General features: G+C 70.0%; 14 protein-coding genes and 1 tRNA gene. 13 read left to right on the forward strand and 2 right to left on the reverse strand.

The genetic code is table 11. The annotated features are described in order from the left end of the window. Positions 1 to 32 precede the first annotated feature (32 nt). Together ABD089_RS01250 and ABD089_RS01255 are read right to left on the reverse strand one after the other, a co-directional pair. Complete coding sequence (locus tag ABD089_RS01250; protein WP_343884347.1) at positions 33 to 2,309, reverse strand: transglycosylase domain-containing protein; 2,277 nt, start codon at positions 2,307 to 2,309, stop codon at positions 33 to 35. Then, complete coding sequence (locus tag ABD089_RS01255; protein ID WP_343884348.1) at positions 2,302 to 2,721, reverse strand: DUF5318 family protein; 420 nt, start codon at positions 2,719 to 2,721, stop codon at positions 2,302 to 2,304. Before ABD089_RS01255 ends, ABD089_RS01250 begins: the two co-directional genes overlap by 8 nt. Positions 2,722 to 2,947: 226 nt before the next feature. On the opposite strand from ABD089_RS01255, the gene ABD089_RS01260 reads away from it, so the two are divergent. The 13 genes from ABD089_RS01260 to ABD089_RS01320 all read left to right on the forward strand — a co-directional run bounded on the left by ABD089_RS01260 (position 2,948) and on the right by ABD089_RS01320 (position 14,197). Further along, positions 2,948 to 3,793, forward strand: a complete 846-nt coding sequence (locus tag ABD089_RS01260) for an aminodeoxychorismate lyase (RefSeq protein ID WP_386769331.1) — start codon at positions 2,948 to 2,950, stop codon at positions 3,791 to 3,793. A gap of 65 nt (positions 3,794 to 3,858) precedes the next feature. Continuing rightward, positions 3,859 to 3,934, forward strand: a tRNA-Ala gene (locus tag ABD089_RS01265). A 68-nt stretch (positions 3,935 to 4,002) separates the two neighbouring features. Beyond that, entirely contained in the window at positions 4,003 to 5,010 is a 1,008-nt protein-coding gene (locus ABD089_RS01270; protein WP_343884351.1) for a DUF2079 domain-containing protein, read from the forward strand. Further along, complete coding sequence (locus ABD089_RS01275) at positions 4,914 to 6,026, forward strand: hypothetical protein (RefSeq protein ID WP_343884352.1); 1,113 nt, start codon at positions 4,914 to 4,916, stop codon at positions 6,024 to 6,026. The genes ABD089_RS01270 and ABD089_RS01275 overlap by 97 nt, the downstream gene beginning before the upstream one ends. A 66-nt stretch (positions 6,027 to 6,092) precedes the next feature. Continuing rightward, positions 6,093 to 6,782: a DUF4129 domain-containing protein gene (locus ABD089_RS01280; RefSeq protein WP_343884353.1), complete on the forward strand. Its 690-nt coding sequence runs from the start codon at positions 6,093 to 6,095 to the stop codon at positions 6,780 to 6,782. After that, positions 6,779 to 7,249: a hypothetical protein gene (locus ABD089_RS01285; RefSeq protein ID WP_343884354.1), complete on the forward strand. Its 471-nt coding sequence runs from the start codon at positions 6,779 to 6,781 to the stop codon at positions 7,247 to 7,249. Before ABD089_RS01280 ends, ABD089_RS01285 begins: the two co-directional genes overlap by 4 nt. Beyond that, complete coding sequence (locus ABD089_RS01290; RefSeq protein ID WP_343884355.1) at positions 7,246 to 8,226, forward strand: AAA family ATPase; 981 nt, start codon at positions 7,246 to 7,248, stop codon at positions 8,224 to 8,226. The genes ABD089_RS01285 and ABD089_RS01290 overlap by 4 nt, the downstream gene beginning before the upstream one ends. Before the next feature lie 15 nt (positions 8,227 to 8,241). After that, on the forward strand, positions 8,242 to 9,558 hold the full coding sequence (locus ABD089_RS01295) for a DUF58 domain-containing protein (protein ID WP_343884356.1): 1,317 nt from the start codon (positions 8,242 to 8,244) through the stop codon (positions 9,556 to 9,558). Positions 9,559 to 9,561: 3 nt separating this feature from the next. After that, positions 9,562 to 10,122: a hypothetical protein gene (locus ABD089_RS01300; RefSeq protein WP_343884357.1), complete on the forward strand. Its 561-nt coding sequence runs from the start codon at positions 9,562 to 9,564 to the stop codon at positions 10,120 to 10,122. Between the two features lie 91 nt (positions 10,123 to 10,213). After that, positions 10,214 to 11,254, forward strand: coding sequence for an ABC transporter substrate-binding protein (locus ABD089_RS01305; protein WP_343884358.1), 1,041 nt, complete (start codon positions 10,214 to 10,216; stop codon positions 11,252 to 11,254). Beyond that, a complete protein-coding gene (locus ABD089_RS01310) occupies positions 11,251 to 12,252 on the forward strand; it encodes a FecCD family ABC transporter permease (protein ID WP_343884359.1) in 1,002 nt (333 codons plus the stop codon). Before ABD089_RS01305 ends, ABD089_RS01310 begins: the two co-directional genes overlap by 4 nt. After that, on the forward strand, positions 12,249 to 13,364 hold the full coding sequence (locus ABD089_RS01315) for a FecCD family ABC transporter permease (protein ID WP_343884360.1): 1,116 nt from the start codon (positions 12,249 to 12,251) through the stop codon (positions 13,362 to 13,364). Before ABD089_RS01310 ends, ABD089_RS01315 begins: the two co-directional genes overlap by 4 nt. Further along, positions 13,361 to 14,197, forward strand: a complete 837-nt coding sequence (locus tag ABD089_RS01320) for an ABC transporter ATP-binding protein (protein WP_343884361.1) — start codon at positions 13,361 to 13,363, stop codon at positions 14,195 to 14,197. Before ABD089_RS01315 ends, ABD089_RS01320 begins: the two co-directional genes overlap by 4 nt. The last annotated feature ends 28 nt before the right edge of the window (positions 14,198 to 14,225 follow it).

A 14,225-nucleotide genomic window follows, 5' to 3' on the forward strand; every position in this document is an offset into this window, starting at 1 on the left:
GGAGCCCAGTGAGCTCAGGGCTCTCAGGGAGCTCAGGAGCCCGTTGCGGTCGGCTGCGCGGCCTGCGTGGTGGCAGCCGCCTGCGTCGTGGTGGCCCTGGTCGCGGTCCGGGTGGGCTGCGCCGCCTGGGTCGTGGTCGGGGCTGCCGCGGTGGACTGCGCCGTCGTCGTCTGGGGTGCTGCCGCGGTGGTGGTCTGTGCCGCGGCGGTCCGGGTGGTGGCCGTGGACGGGCTGGCACCACCCGAGGTCGTCTCCTGGGCGGAGGCCGACTCCGACGGCTGCTCGCTCTGGGTCTGGTCGGAGCTGCCCTGGCTGGAGGTGTCGGTCTGCTGCGTCTGCACCGGAGCCGGGGCAGGGTAGGCACCCGTGTTGACGCCCGCGGCGCTGTCGAACTGCTCGACCGGCAGTCCGTCCATGGCGGTCTCCATGTAGTCGCGCCAGGTCAGTGCGGGGTAGGTGCCACCGAAGAAGGTCGAGTCGTAGCTTCGCTTGTAGGGGTCGAGGGCCTGGTTGCCGTCGTCCCCGGCCACGTACATGACGGCCGTGGAGATCTGCTTGGTGTAGGCGACGAACCAGGCAGAGGTGATGATGTCCTCGCCGTTGCGGGTCAGGCCGTTGGTGCCGGTCTTGCCGGCGACGGGGTAGCTGCCGATCCGGGCATTGCCACCGGTGCCGTCGCTGACCACACTCTGCAGTGCGGAGGTGACGTCGCGGGTGATGTCCTCGCGGATCTGGCTCTCGCCCTTGGTGTCGGCGGTGTAGACCACCTTGCCCTTGGCATCCTTCACCTGCGCGACGACGTGGTTGTCGACCTGCACGCCACCGTTGGCGATGGTCGCGTAGCCGCCGGCCTGCTCCAGCGGGCTGACCTCGGCCATGCCGAGCGCGATGCGGTTGTTCTCCTCCCAGCCCGCGCCCTTGGCGATGCCGGCGTCGTTCGCCGCCTTGACCACCTTGGCCGGGCCTCCGTCGATCGACTGGGTCATGTCGACGAAGGCGGTGTTGATGGAGTCCTGGAGGGCCTTCTTGAGCGTCACGCGTCCGTACTGGTAACTGAACTCGTTGCGCACCGGCACCCCGTCCCCATTGGGGGTGAAGGTGTTGCCGTTGAAGGTCGAATAGAGGCTGTATCCCGAGCGCAGACCCGCGATGGTCGCGTAGGTCTTGAAGGTGGAGGCGGCCGGGCGATCGGTGGTGGCCCAGTTGCGCGAGTTCTTGATGTAGTCGTCCCCGCCGTAGATGGCGAGCACCTCACCCGTCCCGACCTTCACGGAAGCGATCGTCGGGTGGATCTTGGACGCCTTGGAACCGCCGGCATTCGAGCCAACCTCCTTGGCGTACGACTGGCCCACCTCGACCGCCTTGTCCTGCAGCTTCTCGTCGAAGGTGGTGGTGACCTGCAGGCCCCCGCCCTCGACCTGGCTCTGGGTGAAGCCATGGCTCAGCAGCTCCTCCTGCACCATCTGCAGCAGGTAGCCGCGGGTGCCGGCCCAGCGCTGGTTGAGGGGGATGTCGGGGAACTTGGGCAGCGCCTTGGCGTAGCTGTCGTGCTGCGCCTGGGTGATGTTGCCGGCCTGCAGCATGCCGTCCAGCACGTAGCGGTAGCGGTCGAGCAGCCGGGCGGTGTTGCCCTTCGCCGCCGAGGGATCCATCGCTGAAGGGTTGTTCAGCACGCTGGCCAGCACGGCGGCCTGCGGGACGGTGAGCTTGTTCGCATCCACGTTGAAGTAGGAACGCGAGGCGGCCTGGATGCCGTAGGCGCCACGGCCGAAGTAGATGGTGTTGAGGTAGCCCTCGAGGATGTCCTCCTTGGACACCTCGCGGCCCAGCTTCACCGCCAGCGCCAGCTCGCGGAACTTGCGCGTCATGGTCCGGTCGCTGGTGAGGTAGAGGATCTTGATGTACTGCTGGGTGATCGTCGAGCCGCCCTGCACCTCGCCGCCGCGGGCGATGGTCCAGGCGGAACGGATGATGCCCTTGGGCGAGATGCCGCGGTCGGTCCAGAAGCTGCGGTTCTCGGCTGCGATGGCGGCCTGCTTGATGGAGTCCGGCATCGTCTTGTAGTCGATCGTCTGTCGGTTCTGGACGGCGAAGGAGCCGAGCTTGGTCTTCCCGTCGTTGTAGTACAGGAAGGTCGTGTTGGTCTGGAAGTCCTTGTTCGGGTCCGGCAACGTGGTGCGCTGGTAGAACACGAGGCTCGCGATGCTGGCGACCAGAGCCATGGCCAGAATCAGAGCCAGCAGGCCCAGCCCGATCCTCGACCACAGGGCGCGGTTCGAGCGCTGGTGGCGCTTGGGTCGGTCAGCCATAGATGTCCTCCACAGTTGGCTCGCGCCGGGGCTTGCGACGTTTCTTGCCGTCGCCCAGCACGTAGGTGGTGATCAGGTGGTTCCAGCGGCAGTCGGGGCAGACCTCGACGACGCGGACGGTGAACTCGCCGAACTCGTCCTGCATCTGTTCGAGTTCGGGGGTGGACTTGATGCGTCCGGAGTACTGGCCCAACTGGTCACCGAAGGTGTAGTTCAGGTTCAGCATCCGATCGCTGCCGCAGACGGGGCACTCCACGTCCGACTCCTCGCCGTGGTGCAGCGCGGCGCGCACCAGTAAGGGGTCGGCGTCGCAGGGTCCGTCCTCGGTGAACGAGCGGTCGGGACGGCGCATCTGTTCCAGGGCATGGCGTCGCTGCAGGGCATGACTCATCACCTGACGTTGCGACCACATGACATACAGGGTACGCAGCGCGTCCTGATCGCAAGCTGTGAGCGCGGGGACACGGGCAGGTCTGCTGGGAATCGGACGCCAGCGGTCCAGATCGGCGATTGGATGCTTCAAACCTCACGATTCGTCCGGTTTTCAGTCGGGACGGCCACCCTGGGGCATCGACGGCGTGGGGACGTGCGTGGCACCGCGTAGGCTCCATGCGGTGAAGAAGCGCAAGTTCAGACAGTTGACCGCCGTGATGGGTGAGGGGGTGCTGTCGCCCGGGGCCCCCGTGGTCGGTGCGGACGACCTGGGCCTGACCCGCGGTGACGGCTGCTTCGACGCGACGCGGGTACACACGCATGACGACGGTGTCAGCGATGTGGACAACCTGGAGGCCCACCTGGCCCGGTTGAACCGTTCGATCGTCGGGCTGGGGGCGCAGCCGGACGACCTGGACGCTTGGCATGAGCTCGTCGACGAGGCCGTCGCCAGCTGGGCCTCCCCCGGCGAGGCAACGCTCAAGATCATGTGGACCCGTGGTCTGGAGTCGGTCTCCTCCGACCCGGTGCGAATGCTCACCATCACCCCGATGACCGAGGTGGCGCTGGCCCAGCGCCATGGCATCAAGGTCACCACCCTCACCCGCGGGATGCCCTCGGACGCCTTCGCCGACGCCCCCTGGTTGCTCGGCGGCGTGAAGTCGCTCTCCTACGCCGTCAACAAGGCGGCCCTACGCGAGGCGAAGGCCCGCGGCGTCGACGACGTCCTGTTCACCAGCACGGACGGCTACTGCCTGGAGGGTCCCACCTCGGCGCTGCTCGTCCTGCGCGATGGCGTGCTGTACACGACGCCTCGCGGCGCCACCGGCGTGCTGGACTCGATCACCGCCGACATCATCTTCGATCGGGCACGCAACAACGGCTGGCAGTGCGAGGACAAGCTGATGACCCCCAAGTGGGTCTCCAAGGCCGACTCGGCGTGGCTGGTCAGCTCGGTGCGTGGAGCAGCCCCGATCCTCGAACTGGACGGCAAACAGCTCGGCCTGGTGAACCAGGTGCACAAGAAGATCGTCCGCTGGGCCGGTTTCTGAGCTGACCGGCCGCGTCGCCCCAGTTCTGGGCTGGACGCAGTTCTGGGCTAGACTTCCCCCTCGCGGGGGCGTTGGCGCAGTTGGTAGCGCGATTGCTTTGCAAGCAATAGGCCACGGGTTCGAACCCCGTACGCTCCACCACCGTGCATGACCAGCAGGCCTCGACCGGATCATCCGGCCGGGGCCCTTGCCATTGGGCTTCGGGGACCGTGGACACCCCGACCCAGAACCCGACCCGGCGAGCCGCGAACACCCCGGCTGCCCGGCTGTTGGCGCTCAGCCTCGGACTGCTCACGACGCTGGTCTACTCACTGGCCGGTTTCCGGTTGTACGCGACCTTACGCAGCGGCATGGATCTGGCGATCTTCGACCAGGCGGTGCGCGAGCTCAGTCACTTCCGCGCCCCGACCAGCGCGATGAAGAGCCCCGGGATGAACCTCTTCGGCGACCACCTGCACCCCGTGATCGCGCTGGCGGCGCCCTTCTGCTGGATCTGGGACGACGCGCGGATGCTCATCGTGGTCCAGTCGCTGGCGATCGGGCTGACCGTCGCCATCCTCACCCTGACCGCCTCCCGGCACTTCCCAAGCCCGCGTGGGCTGGTGCTGTCGGGGGCGCTGGGGCTCTCGTTGGCCACTGCGCTGGGCGTCCAGTACGGAGCGCTGTTCGACTTCCACGAGGTGGCGCTGGGGATGCCGATCGTCGCGCTGGTGGTGGCGGCGCTTGCCTGGACCGCGCTGGCCGTCAAAATCATCATTCCCGCGCTCAGCCCGAACCATGCCTGGGCCTATGCCGGGGCGGTGCGTGGCATCGGGGAACAACTGCACACGGCTTGGGTCGCCTTCGTCGTCGACCACAGCCTGACGCGGACGATCTCCCTGCTCGCGCTGCCCGTTGTCTTCGCCTGCTTGGCGTCCCCGCCGGTTCTGGCGCTGCTGCCTGGGCTCGCGTCCCGAGCCGTCACCGACAACCCCAACTACTGGCAGATCTTCAACCACTACAACCTGGTGCCGGCCACGATCGTCTCCTTCGCGGCACTGGACGGGCTGCGACGCCTTCGGGCGCACGCGCGGCTGCGGACCTCCGACTGGCGCCCGAAGCGTCGGGACATACTGGCCCCATGCCCGCCCACCCCCAGTCGTCCGACGAGCCGACCACCGATGGCCAGCCCATCCTCAGACTGGGCGTCGTGCTGGAGCCGCGCGCGGCCGAGTTGACGCGCGATACCGTCGAGCAGACCCTGCCCGAGCAACTTGGCCAGCGCTTCCCGGGGGTCCGGTGGTCGGTGGAGGTCGTGCACGAGGTGTTGGCCCGGCGCACCGCCGAGCCGGCCGACCTGCTGGACTCGCTGCGCGACCGGATGCTCGACGCGGATTGGGACCTCGGCGTGGTGCTGACCGACGCGCCCCTCCGCGACGAGCACCGGGTGCTCGCCACCGTTGCCAGCCCCGTGCACCAAGTCGCTGCGGTATCGGTCCCTGCGTTGGGTCCGCTGGGTGTCCGGCGCCAGACGGAGGAATCGGTGGTCAGCGCCGTGGGCGCCCTGCTGGGGCTGGACGAGGACGATGAGGGACGGACGCTGGGCCGCCGGTTGCGCCAACTGGCCACCGACACCCGCGACCAGCCCGGCGACAGTTCCATCCAGTTCGCGGCCCGGGTGCTGGGCGGGAACATGCGCGTGCTGCTCGGCATGGTGCGCGCCAACCAACCGTGGCGACTGGCGCTGGGCCTGTCGCGGTCCTTGACGGTCGCTGCCGCCAGTGGGGTGGCGGCGCTCGTGGCCTCCGACCTGTGGTTGTTGTCCGCGTCCTACGGCCTGCTGCGGCTGGCCGCGCTCGGGCTCCTGTCGGTCACCGTCCTGACGGTGGCGCTGATGACCGGTGGCGGCCTGTGGGAACGGGCTCGCAACCGCCGGGAGCGCCAGCAGGTGATCCTGTTCAACGGCGCCACGCTGGCGACCGTCCTGATCGGCGTCTTCGTCTACTACCTCGCGTTGTTCGCGCTCTCGTGGTTGTGCGCGGTGCTGTTGGTGCAGGGTTCGGTCTACCAGGCATCGGTCGGACGCACGCTCGGGGCGGACGAGTACGGACGCCTCGCCTGGCTGACCGCCACCATCGCGCTCGTCGGTGGCGCACTGGGTGCTGGCATCGAGGACTACGACGACGTGCGCGACGCCGCCTACAGCCGCAGCAGCGAGGCGGCTGCGGTCTCGGACGGCACCGAACAGGGCTGAAACCGTCGGAGGCCGTTGTTAGGCTGCGAGCACGCTCGAGGATGCGGCTGCGGCAAGGGGGAACGCATGGACGTGAGGACGCGCCGGTTGGTGGTGCTGCTGGCCGCCTGCGCCGTCGTGCTGTCCGCGCTGGCCGCGAGCCACCCGCTGGGAGCCCTCTCGACCACCGGCCAGCCCCATCTGCCCAAGATGCCCCGGGCCACCGCAACGGCCGACCAGAGCCCCACGGCCCAGCCGCCCGCAGTCCCCACCCCCTGGCTGCCGCCCGACGTCGCACCGGCGAACCCTTGGGTGACGAGGGTGCTCGGCGGGCTCCTGCTGCTCGTACTGCTGGCCGCCGTCTTCTGGCTGGTGCGCCGGATCGTCCGCGATGTCGTGCTCGACCGCGAGGTCGAGTCCGAGGCGGAGGCGCGCGTCGCGCAGGGTCCGATCGACCTGGTGGGGATGGCGGACGAACTCGAGCGTGCCCACGAACAGGTGACGAGCGCGGACGACTTCTCCGGCGCGATCACCGAGGCCTGGCGACGGCTGGAAGACCTGGCCGCCGCATCTGGCGCCGAGCGCCAGCCCTGGCAGAGCACGAGCGAGTACTGCGTCGACGTTCTGCAGCACACGCCGGTGGAGCGAACCGACCTGGTCGAGTTGGCCGAGGTCTACCGGCGCTCGGTGTACGCGTCCACGGCCCCGACGACGGACGACCGGGAGCGCGCGCTGGCGTGTCTGTGTCGGCTGCGGTCCAGTTTGGGCACCTCATGAGCACCCGTCATGCGATGGCCGCCTGGCTGGGTGGGCTGGGCGTGGGATGGTTGGTGCTGTGGCTGTTGGGCGTGGCAGTCCGGTGGCCATGGCTGGTTGCCGTGGCGCTCGCAGGGTTGCTGCTCCGCTGGGTCTGGGACCTCTTGCCCGCCGGCCAGCGCGTCGAGTGGCCGCCGCCGACCCGGCCAGGCGCGCAGCGATGGTTCGGCATCGACCCCTTGGTGCGACGGTTGTCGCATGAGGTGCAGGCGGCAGGGTTGGAGTCACACGGCTCGGACGTACTCCGCACCCGGCTGCTCGCCGAGACCGGCCGCCGCCTGGTCGAACATCACGGCGCCGACCCCGCCACCCCCTTGGCACGCGGGCCGGAACTGCTCGGCGACCAGACGTGGAAGCTGCTGACCACGCGGCGACGCCTCAACTCGGACCAACTCAGCGCCGTGACGCGCAGAATCGAGGACCTGTGACCCACCACCCCCAGACCCAGGTGTACTCGGCCGCCGAGGCGGCTGGGCTGGCCCAACGGGTGCTCGATGCAGTCGACGGCGCACTCGTGGGACGGCGCGCGCAGATGGAACTCGTGCTCGCGGCCGTGCTCGCCGGTGGACACGTGCTGGTCGAGGACCTGCCCGGTTTGGGCAAGACCTTGGCCGCCCGGTCGCTGGCCCAGGCGATCGGCCTGAAGTTCACCCGCGCCCAGTTCACCCCCGACCTGCTGCCCAGCGACCTGACCGGCAGCTTCGTCTACAACCGCAGCACGGGCGAGTTCACCTTCCGCGAGGGTCCGGTCTTCACCGGCCTGCTGCTGGCCGACGAGATCAACCGCACCCCGCCCAAGACCCAGGCCGCGCTGCTGGAGGCGATGCAGGAGGGGCAGGTGAGCGTCGAGGGACAAACGTTCGCGCTGCCGCGCCCCTTCCACGTCATCGCCACCGCCAACCCCATCGAGCACGAGGGCACCTACCGGTTGCCCGAGGCCCAGCTCGACCGATTCCTGCTGCGCCTGGCCTTCGGGTTGCCGGAGCACGCGGACGAGGTGGAGATGGTGCGCCGACGCGTCGAGCGTCGGCAGGCCGAACAATCCGTGGAGACCGTGCTGGACGCCGAGCGGTTGCTCGCACTGCAAGCCAGCGTCGAGACCGTGTACGTGTCGGAGGCAATCCAGCAGTACGCCGTCGACCTGGTGCGTGCCACCCGCGAGCACCAGTCAGCGCTGGTCGGAGCATCCCCGCGCGGGTCACTGGCGCTGGTCACCTGCGGTCGCGCGGTGGCCCTGCTGCGGGGACGCGACCACGTCGTCCCCGAAGACCTCAAGGAACTCGCCGTCCCCGCACTGGCGCACCGAATCACCCTCCGGCCCGAGTTGTGGCTGGGCGACGAGACCCCCGCCCAGGTGGTCCGCGCCGCACTTGCGAGCGTCCCCGTCCCCGACGCCCGCCGCTGAGCCCGAGCCGTACCGATGACCAGCACCCCGATGCGGACCACCGTGCGACCCCGCACCCTCGACTGGCGCCCCACCCCGGCGCTGGTCGCTTCGGTCGCGCTCGCGTCCGCGTTCGCGCTGGTGGGCATCGTGCTGGCCCGGCCACAGCTGTTGGCACTGGCGTTGGCCTTCGCCGTCCCCGCCGTCCGTGGTCTGTGGGTGCGAGGACGCTGCACCGGGAGCGCTGCCATCACGCAGTCAGCCACCGAATTGCAGGAGGGACAGGCCGTCACGGTCGGCGTCCGGGTGACCGGCGCCTCGGCCACGATCTCATCCCTCGCCTGGACCCCCGCAGCACTTGAGGAAACCCGTCCGGCCTCGGGATCGGCCACCGGACTCGCTCCCCAGATCGAGGTTGAGCCGCGCCAGTGGGGGCGTCACCTGCTCGGCCCGGTGGTCGCCAGCGTCGAGGACCAGTCCGGGCTGTGGCGCGCGACCCTGCCACCGGAGAAGATCCCGCTGCGGGTGCGCCCGAAGGCCTCCCGAATGGTGGGCGGCTCGGGCGTGAACGCCCCGGTGGGGCTGAACGGGGCGCACGTGTCGTCGGTCCGCGGTGAGGGGACCGAGATCGCGGACGTGCGGGAGTACCGCCCCGGAGACCGAATGCGGCGCGTGGTCTGGCGCCTGAGCGCACGGTCGGAGGGGGATGACTTGCACGTCGTCGAGTCCCGCACCGAGCGCGACACCGACGTGCTGGTCGTGCTGGACACCCTGAACCCCGCCCAAGAGGTGGGCCCGGAGCCCGAGTCATCGCTGGACGTCGGGATGCGGGCTGCCACCGCGCTGGCCGACCACTACCTCGGCTTCGGCGACCGGGTGGGCGTGCACGACCTGGGCTGGCGGATCGGTGACCTCCCCGCGCGCTCCGGACCTCGGCAGGCCATGGTCTTCACCGAGCTGGTCTCCTGCGCAGCGCGCGGCCCGCTGGATGGCCGGCGCCCGCTGCGGCGGACCCCGGTGCAGCCTCCCGGCACCCTCTGCTTCGTCTGCACTCCCCTGCTGGACGACGAGGTGCTGACCGAGATCGGGCGCCTGCGGTCGATGGGATGTGAGGTGGTGGTCATCGACACCCTGCCCGAGCACATCGCTTCGACGGTGCCCGGTCAGCGTCGCGACGCCGAGACCCGCCGCCTCGTCCAGGCCTGGGAGCTCCGGCGGCTGTTCCGGGACGACGTGCTGGACGGCCTGGCCCGGCACGGCGTTCCGGTGACCAGCTGGCGCGGGCCCACCAGCCTGGCCGGGGTGCTGCTCGCAATGGAGCAGTCCGGGCGTCCCCGGCTGGCGAGGCGGTGAGCCATGGGTGACGTCTCGGAGTTCATCGGCCAACTGCTCAGCATGCTGGCGCGCATGTCGCTGGCGCACCGCCTCGCCCGTGTGGGCATCGTGGCCGCGTCCCTCGTCCTCGCGGGGATGGTCGCGGCACCCGGGCCGGATGTGGCCCGGCTGCTGGCCCTTGCCGTATTGGCCTCGGGCCTGGCGCTGGCTGCTGCCCCCGGATCGGCTGCACTGCCCGTCTGGGGTGGGCTGGTCGGCTTCTGGGTGCTCGTGCACTCGATGCCTGTGGCGCAGCTCCTGACCGTCGTGGCACTGGTCTGGGCCACGCACCGGTTGGTCCGGCTGGCCGACACCGGGCCCTCCCATTCCGTGGTCGAAAGCGCCGGACTGCGGGCCGTCGCTCGGGACGTGCTGGTGGAACTCGGCTGGCTGGTCGCCGCCGGAACCTTGCTGGCAGGGGGATTGCTGTTTGGCGGCCTGGTGCCCGGGGGTGCGTGGTGGCCGCTGGGCGTGCTGGGACTGCTGGCCGTCGCCGCGCTGGCCTGGCACATCCTGGCCGATGTGCGCCAGCCCACCAGATGACCTTAAGGTAAGGCTTGCCTTAGTGAGTTTGGTAACCTTCTGCTTGCCAAATTCGCCCAACCTGCACGACCGAGCCTTCCCAGGAGACCGCATGACCACCCGTCGCACCCTGCTGATGTCCGCCCTTGCCACCGCGTCCGTCACCGCCCTGAGCGCCTGCGGGGCCTCCGAGGACGCGAGCAGCGCCAGCACCGCAGGCACGTCGACGAGTGCTGCCAGCTACCCGATCACCATCACCCACGCCCTCGGTACCACCACCATCGAGAAGGCACCCGAGCGGATCGCCACCGTCGGCTGGGCGAACCACGAGGTCCCCCTGGCGCTGGGCGTCGTCCCCGTCGGCATGTCCAAGGCCACCTTCGGTGACACCGACGGCGACGGGATGCTGCCCTGGGTCAAGAGCAAGCTCACCGAACTGGGCGCCGCCACGCCCGTCCTGTTCGACGAGACCGACGGGGTCGACCTGGAGGCCGTCGCCGACACCACCCCCGACGTGATTCTGGCCGCCTACTCCGGCCTGACCGCGGAGGAGTACGAGAAGCTCAGCAAGATCGCGCCGACCATCGCCTACCCCAAGGTCGCCTGGACCACCACCCTGGACGAGATGATCTCCCTCGACGGGCAGGGCATGGGCCGCGCCGCCGACGCCGAGGCGCTGGCCAAGACGCTCAACGAGACGATCGCCACCAAGCTGGCCGACCACGCCGACCTCAAGGGCCTGACCGCGATGTTCGCGTACATCGACTCCACGGACATGTCCAAGATCGGCTATTACACCAACCACGACCCCCGCGCGGCCTTCCTCTACGACCAGCTCGGCTTCACCATGCCGGCCGCCGTCAAGAAGGGATCGGACGACCAGACGGTCTTCTACCAGACCATCAGCGCCGAGCAGGGCGACCAGCTCGACGACGTCGACCTGATCATCGGCTATGGCGACGCCGCCACCCTCAAGACCTGGCAGTCGGACAAGCTGCTCGCCCGGGTTCCCGCGCTCAAGGCCGGCGCCGTTGCGATGCTCGGCAACGACACCGCGCTCGCGGCCTCCTCCAACCCGAGCCCGCTCGCCATCGACTCCACTCTGGACGAGTACCTGGCGCTGCTGTCGGCAGCCGCCAAGAAGGTGGCATGAGCCACCACGACCGACGACGGACGACCGCCCTGATCGTGGTGGCGGTCGTCATCGTCGCGTTGTGCCTGGCCTCGGTGGTCTTCGGCGCCCGCGAGATCGCACTGGGTGACGTCATTGCGGCCCTGCGCGGCCACGACGACACCATCGCCCAGACCGCCGTGCACCGCCGGATCCCGCGGACCCTGCTGGCCCTGGTGGTCGGCGCCTCGCTGGGCCTGTCGGGGGCGGTCATGCAGGGCATCACCCGAAACCCGCTGGCCGACCCGGGCCTGCTCGGAGTCACCGCCGGCGCATCGCTGGCCGTCGTCGCCACGATGGCCTTCGTCGGCATCTCGTCCCCGGTCGCCATCACCTGGGTAGCCGTTGTCGGCGCGGCAGTCACCGCAGTGTTCGTCTACCAGATCGGCTCGGCCGGACGTGGCGGCGCGACGCCGCTCAAGCTCGCTCTGGCGGGTGCCGCCATCTCCGCAGCACTCAGTTCACTCACCAGCGCGGTGATGCTCCCCCGTCTGGAATCGCTCAACGACTACCGGTTCTGGCAGATCGGCGGGGTCGGCGGTGCGTCCACCGAAAGCCTGGTGCAGGTGCTGCCCTTCCTGATCGTCGGCGCCGTGCTGTGCCTGCTGAGTGCTCGCGGGCTGAACTCGCTGGCGCTCGGGGACGATCTGGCAGCGGGGCTGGGTGAGAAGGTCGCCCGCACCCGCGCCCTGGCCGCCCTGGGCAGCGTGCTGCTGTGCGGCGCGGCGACCGCGCTGGCCGGCCCGATCGGTTTCGTCGGGCTCGTCGTCCCGCACGCCTGCCGCCTGCTGGTGGGCCCCGACCACCGCTGGCTGTTGCCCTTCTCGCTGGCCGTCGGCGCCGCGCTGCTGGTCGCCTCCGACATCCTCGGACGGGTCGTCGCCCGTCCCGACGAGATCGACGTCGGCATCATCACCGCCCTGCTGGGTGCCCCCATCTTCATCGCCATCGTGCGTCGGCAGCGGGCGCGTGCCCTGTGAGCAACACCACCGCAGGCACCGAACAGGCGCTCTCCGACCAGGCTCTCCCCGAACAGGCGCTCCCCGAACAGGAACTGGCCCACCGGATCCGCGCCGCCCGCACACGCCGCACCCGCAGCCAGTCGGCTCGTCTCGGGCTGCTGGCCCTGGCCAGCGTCGCCGCGGTCGCGGCCGGGCTGATGCTGGGCCACACCGTCTATGGACCCTCGGCCGTCTGGCGGGTCGTGCTCTCGCAGCTCGGGCTCGGCGGCACCGTTCCCGGAGCCTCCTTCACCGTCGGCGAGCTGCGGATGCCGCGCGTCGCCCTCGGCCTACTCACCGGCGCCGCCTTCGGGATGGGCGGCTGTGTCTTCCAGACCATGCTGCGCAATCCGCTGGCCTCCCCCGACATCATCGGCATCACGTCTGGCGCCAGCGCCGCCGCGGTCTTCTCCCTCACCGCGCTGCACCTCGACCCCTCGGTCGTCCCGTTGGTCGCGATCGTCGCCGGGCTGGCCACCGCCACCGCGATCTACCTGCTGGCCTTGAAGGACGGGCTGGTCGGCACCCGGCTGATCCTGATCGGCATCGGCATCTCGGCGATGCTGCATGCGCTGACCACCTGGTTCACCTCACGCGCATCCATCTGGGACCTCCAAGGGGCGATGCGCTGGCTCTCCGGCAGCCTGAACGCCGCCAGCTGGACGCAGATCCTGCCACTCGGCGTCGCGCTGCTGGTGCTGGGCGGGGTGCTGCTCGGACAGTCTCGTTCGCTGGACCGGATGCGGCTGGGGGACGACCTGGCGCACGGCCTCGGCATCCGGGTTGAACGCACGCGGTTGGTCACCATCCTCGCCGCCGTCACCCTGGTCGCCTTCGCGACCGCGGCCGCCGGGCCGATCGCCTTCGTCGCCTTCCTGGCCGGCCCGATCGCCTCGCGCATCGTCGGCCCCTGCGGCCCGGTGCTCCCGGCCGCCGCCCTGGTCGGATCGCTGCTGGTGCTGCTGTCAGACCTGGCCGCCCAGTACGCCTTCGGCTCCCGGCTGCCGGTCGGCGTCGTCACCGGCGTGCTCGGCGCGCCCTACCTCATCCACCTGCTCGTCAGGACCAACCGACAGGGAGGAAGCCTGTGACCACCCAGCACAGCCTGCGCGCGGACGGCGTCCGCCTCGGCTACGGCGACCGGATCATCGTCCCCGGCCTCGACCTCGAGGTCGACGCCGGACGCATCACCGTCATCGTGGGCGCCAATGCCTGCGGCAAGTCGACCCTGCTGCGTGCCCTGTCGCGGATGCTCACCCCCTCCCACGGCCACGTGCTGCTGGACGGGCAGGACATCGCGACCCTGCCCACCAAGCACGTCGCGCGGGTGCTGGGGCTGCTGCCGCAGTCACCCACCGCGCCCGAGGGCATCACCGTCGCCGACCTCGTGGCCCGCGGTCGCAGCCCCCACCAGGGCATCTTCACCCGGTGGACGAGCGACGACGACCTGGCCGTCGCCCGGGCGCTCAAGCTCACCGACACCGCGGAACTGGCCGACCGCGCGGTGGACGAACTCTCCGGCGGACAGCGCCAGCGGGTCTGGATCGCGATGGCGCTGGCGCAGCAGACCGACCTGCTCCTGCTCGACGAACCCACCACCTTCCTCGACCTGCGCCACCAGGTCGACGTGCTCGACCTGGTCAGCGACCTGAACCGAGAGCGCGGGACCACCGTCGTGATGGTGCTGCACGACCTCAACCTGGCCGCTCGTTACGCAGACACGATCGTGGCGATGCGTACCGGCGAGATCGCCGCCGTCGGGAGCCCTGCCGACGTCCTCAGCCCGGAACTGGTCGAGGAGGTCTTCGGGCTGGCCAGCCAGGTCATCCCCGACCCGGTGAGCGGCAAGCCGATCGTGCTCCCGATCGGTCGCCACCATGTCTCTCGAACACCGGACGAGGTGGCGCAGCCCCGCGCCATGTGAGTAGGTTAGGCTGGCCTTACAAAATAGG

Source organism: Luteococcus sanguinis (assembly GCF_039527675.1).
GTDB classification, from domain to species: domain Bacteria; phylum Actinomycetota; class Actinomycetes; order Propionibacteriales; family Propionibacteriaceae; genus Luteococcus; species Luteococcus sanguinis.

Coding starts and splice junctions, on each gene's coding strand:
- ABD089_RS01300 (WP_343884357.1), top strand. CDS start 9,562: ATGGGTGACGTCTCGGAGTTCATCGGCCAACTGCTCAGCATGCTGGCG.
- ABD089_RS01305 (WP_343884358.1), top strand. CDS start 10,214: ATGACCACCCGTCGCACCCTGCTGATGTCCGCCCTTGCCACCGCGTCC.
- ABD089_RS01295 (WP_343884356.1), top strand. CDS start 8,242: ATGACCAGCACCCCGATGCGGACCACCGTGCGACCCCGCACCCTCGAC.
- ABD089_RS01250 (WP_343884347.1), bottom strand. CDS start 2,309: ATGGCTGACCGACCCAAGCGCCACCAGCGCTCGAACCGCGCCCTGTGG.
- ABD089_RS01310 (WP_343884359.1), top strand. CDS start 11,251: ATGAGCCACCACGACCGACGACGGACGACCGCCCTGATCGTGGTGGCG.
- ABD089_RS01255 (WP_343884348.1), bottom strand. CDS start 2,721: ATGTGGTCGCAACGTCAGGTGATGAGTCATGCCCTGCAGCGACGCCAT.
- ABD089_RS01275 (WP_343884352.1), top strand. CDS start 4,914: ATGCCCGCCCACCCCCAGTCGTCCGACGAGCCGACCACCGATGGCCAG.
- ABD089_RS01280 (WP_343884353.1), top strand. CDS start 6,093: ATGGACGTGAGGACGCGCCGGTTGGTGGTGCTGCTGGCCGCCTGCGCC.
- ABD089_RS01285 (WP_343884354.1), top strand. CDS start 6,779: ATGAGCACCCGTCATGCGATGGCCGCCTGGCTGGGTGGGCTGGGCGTG.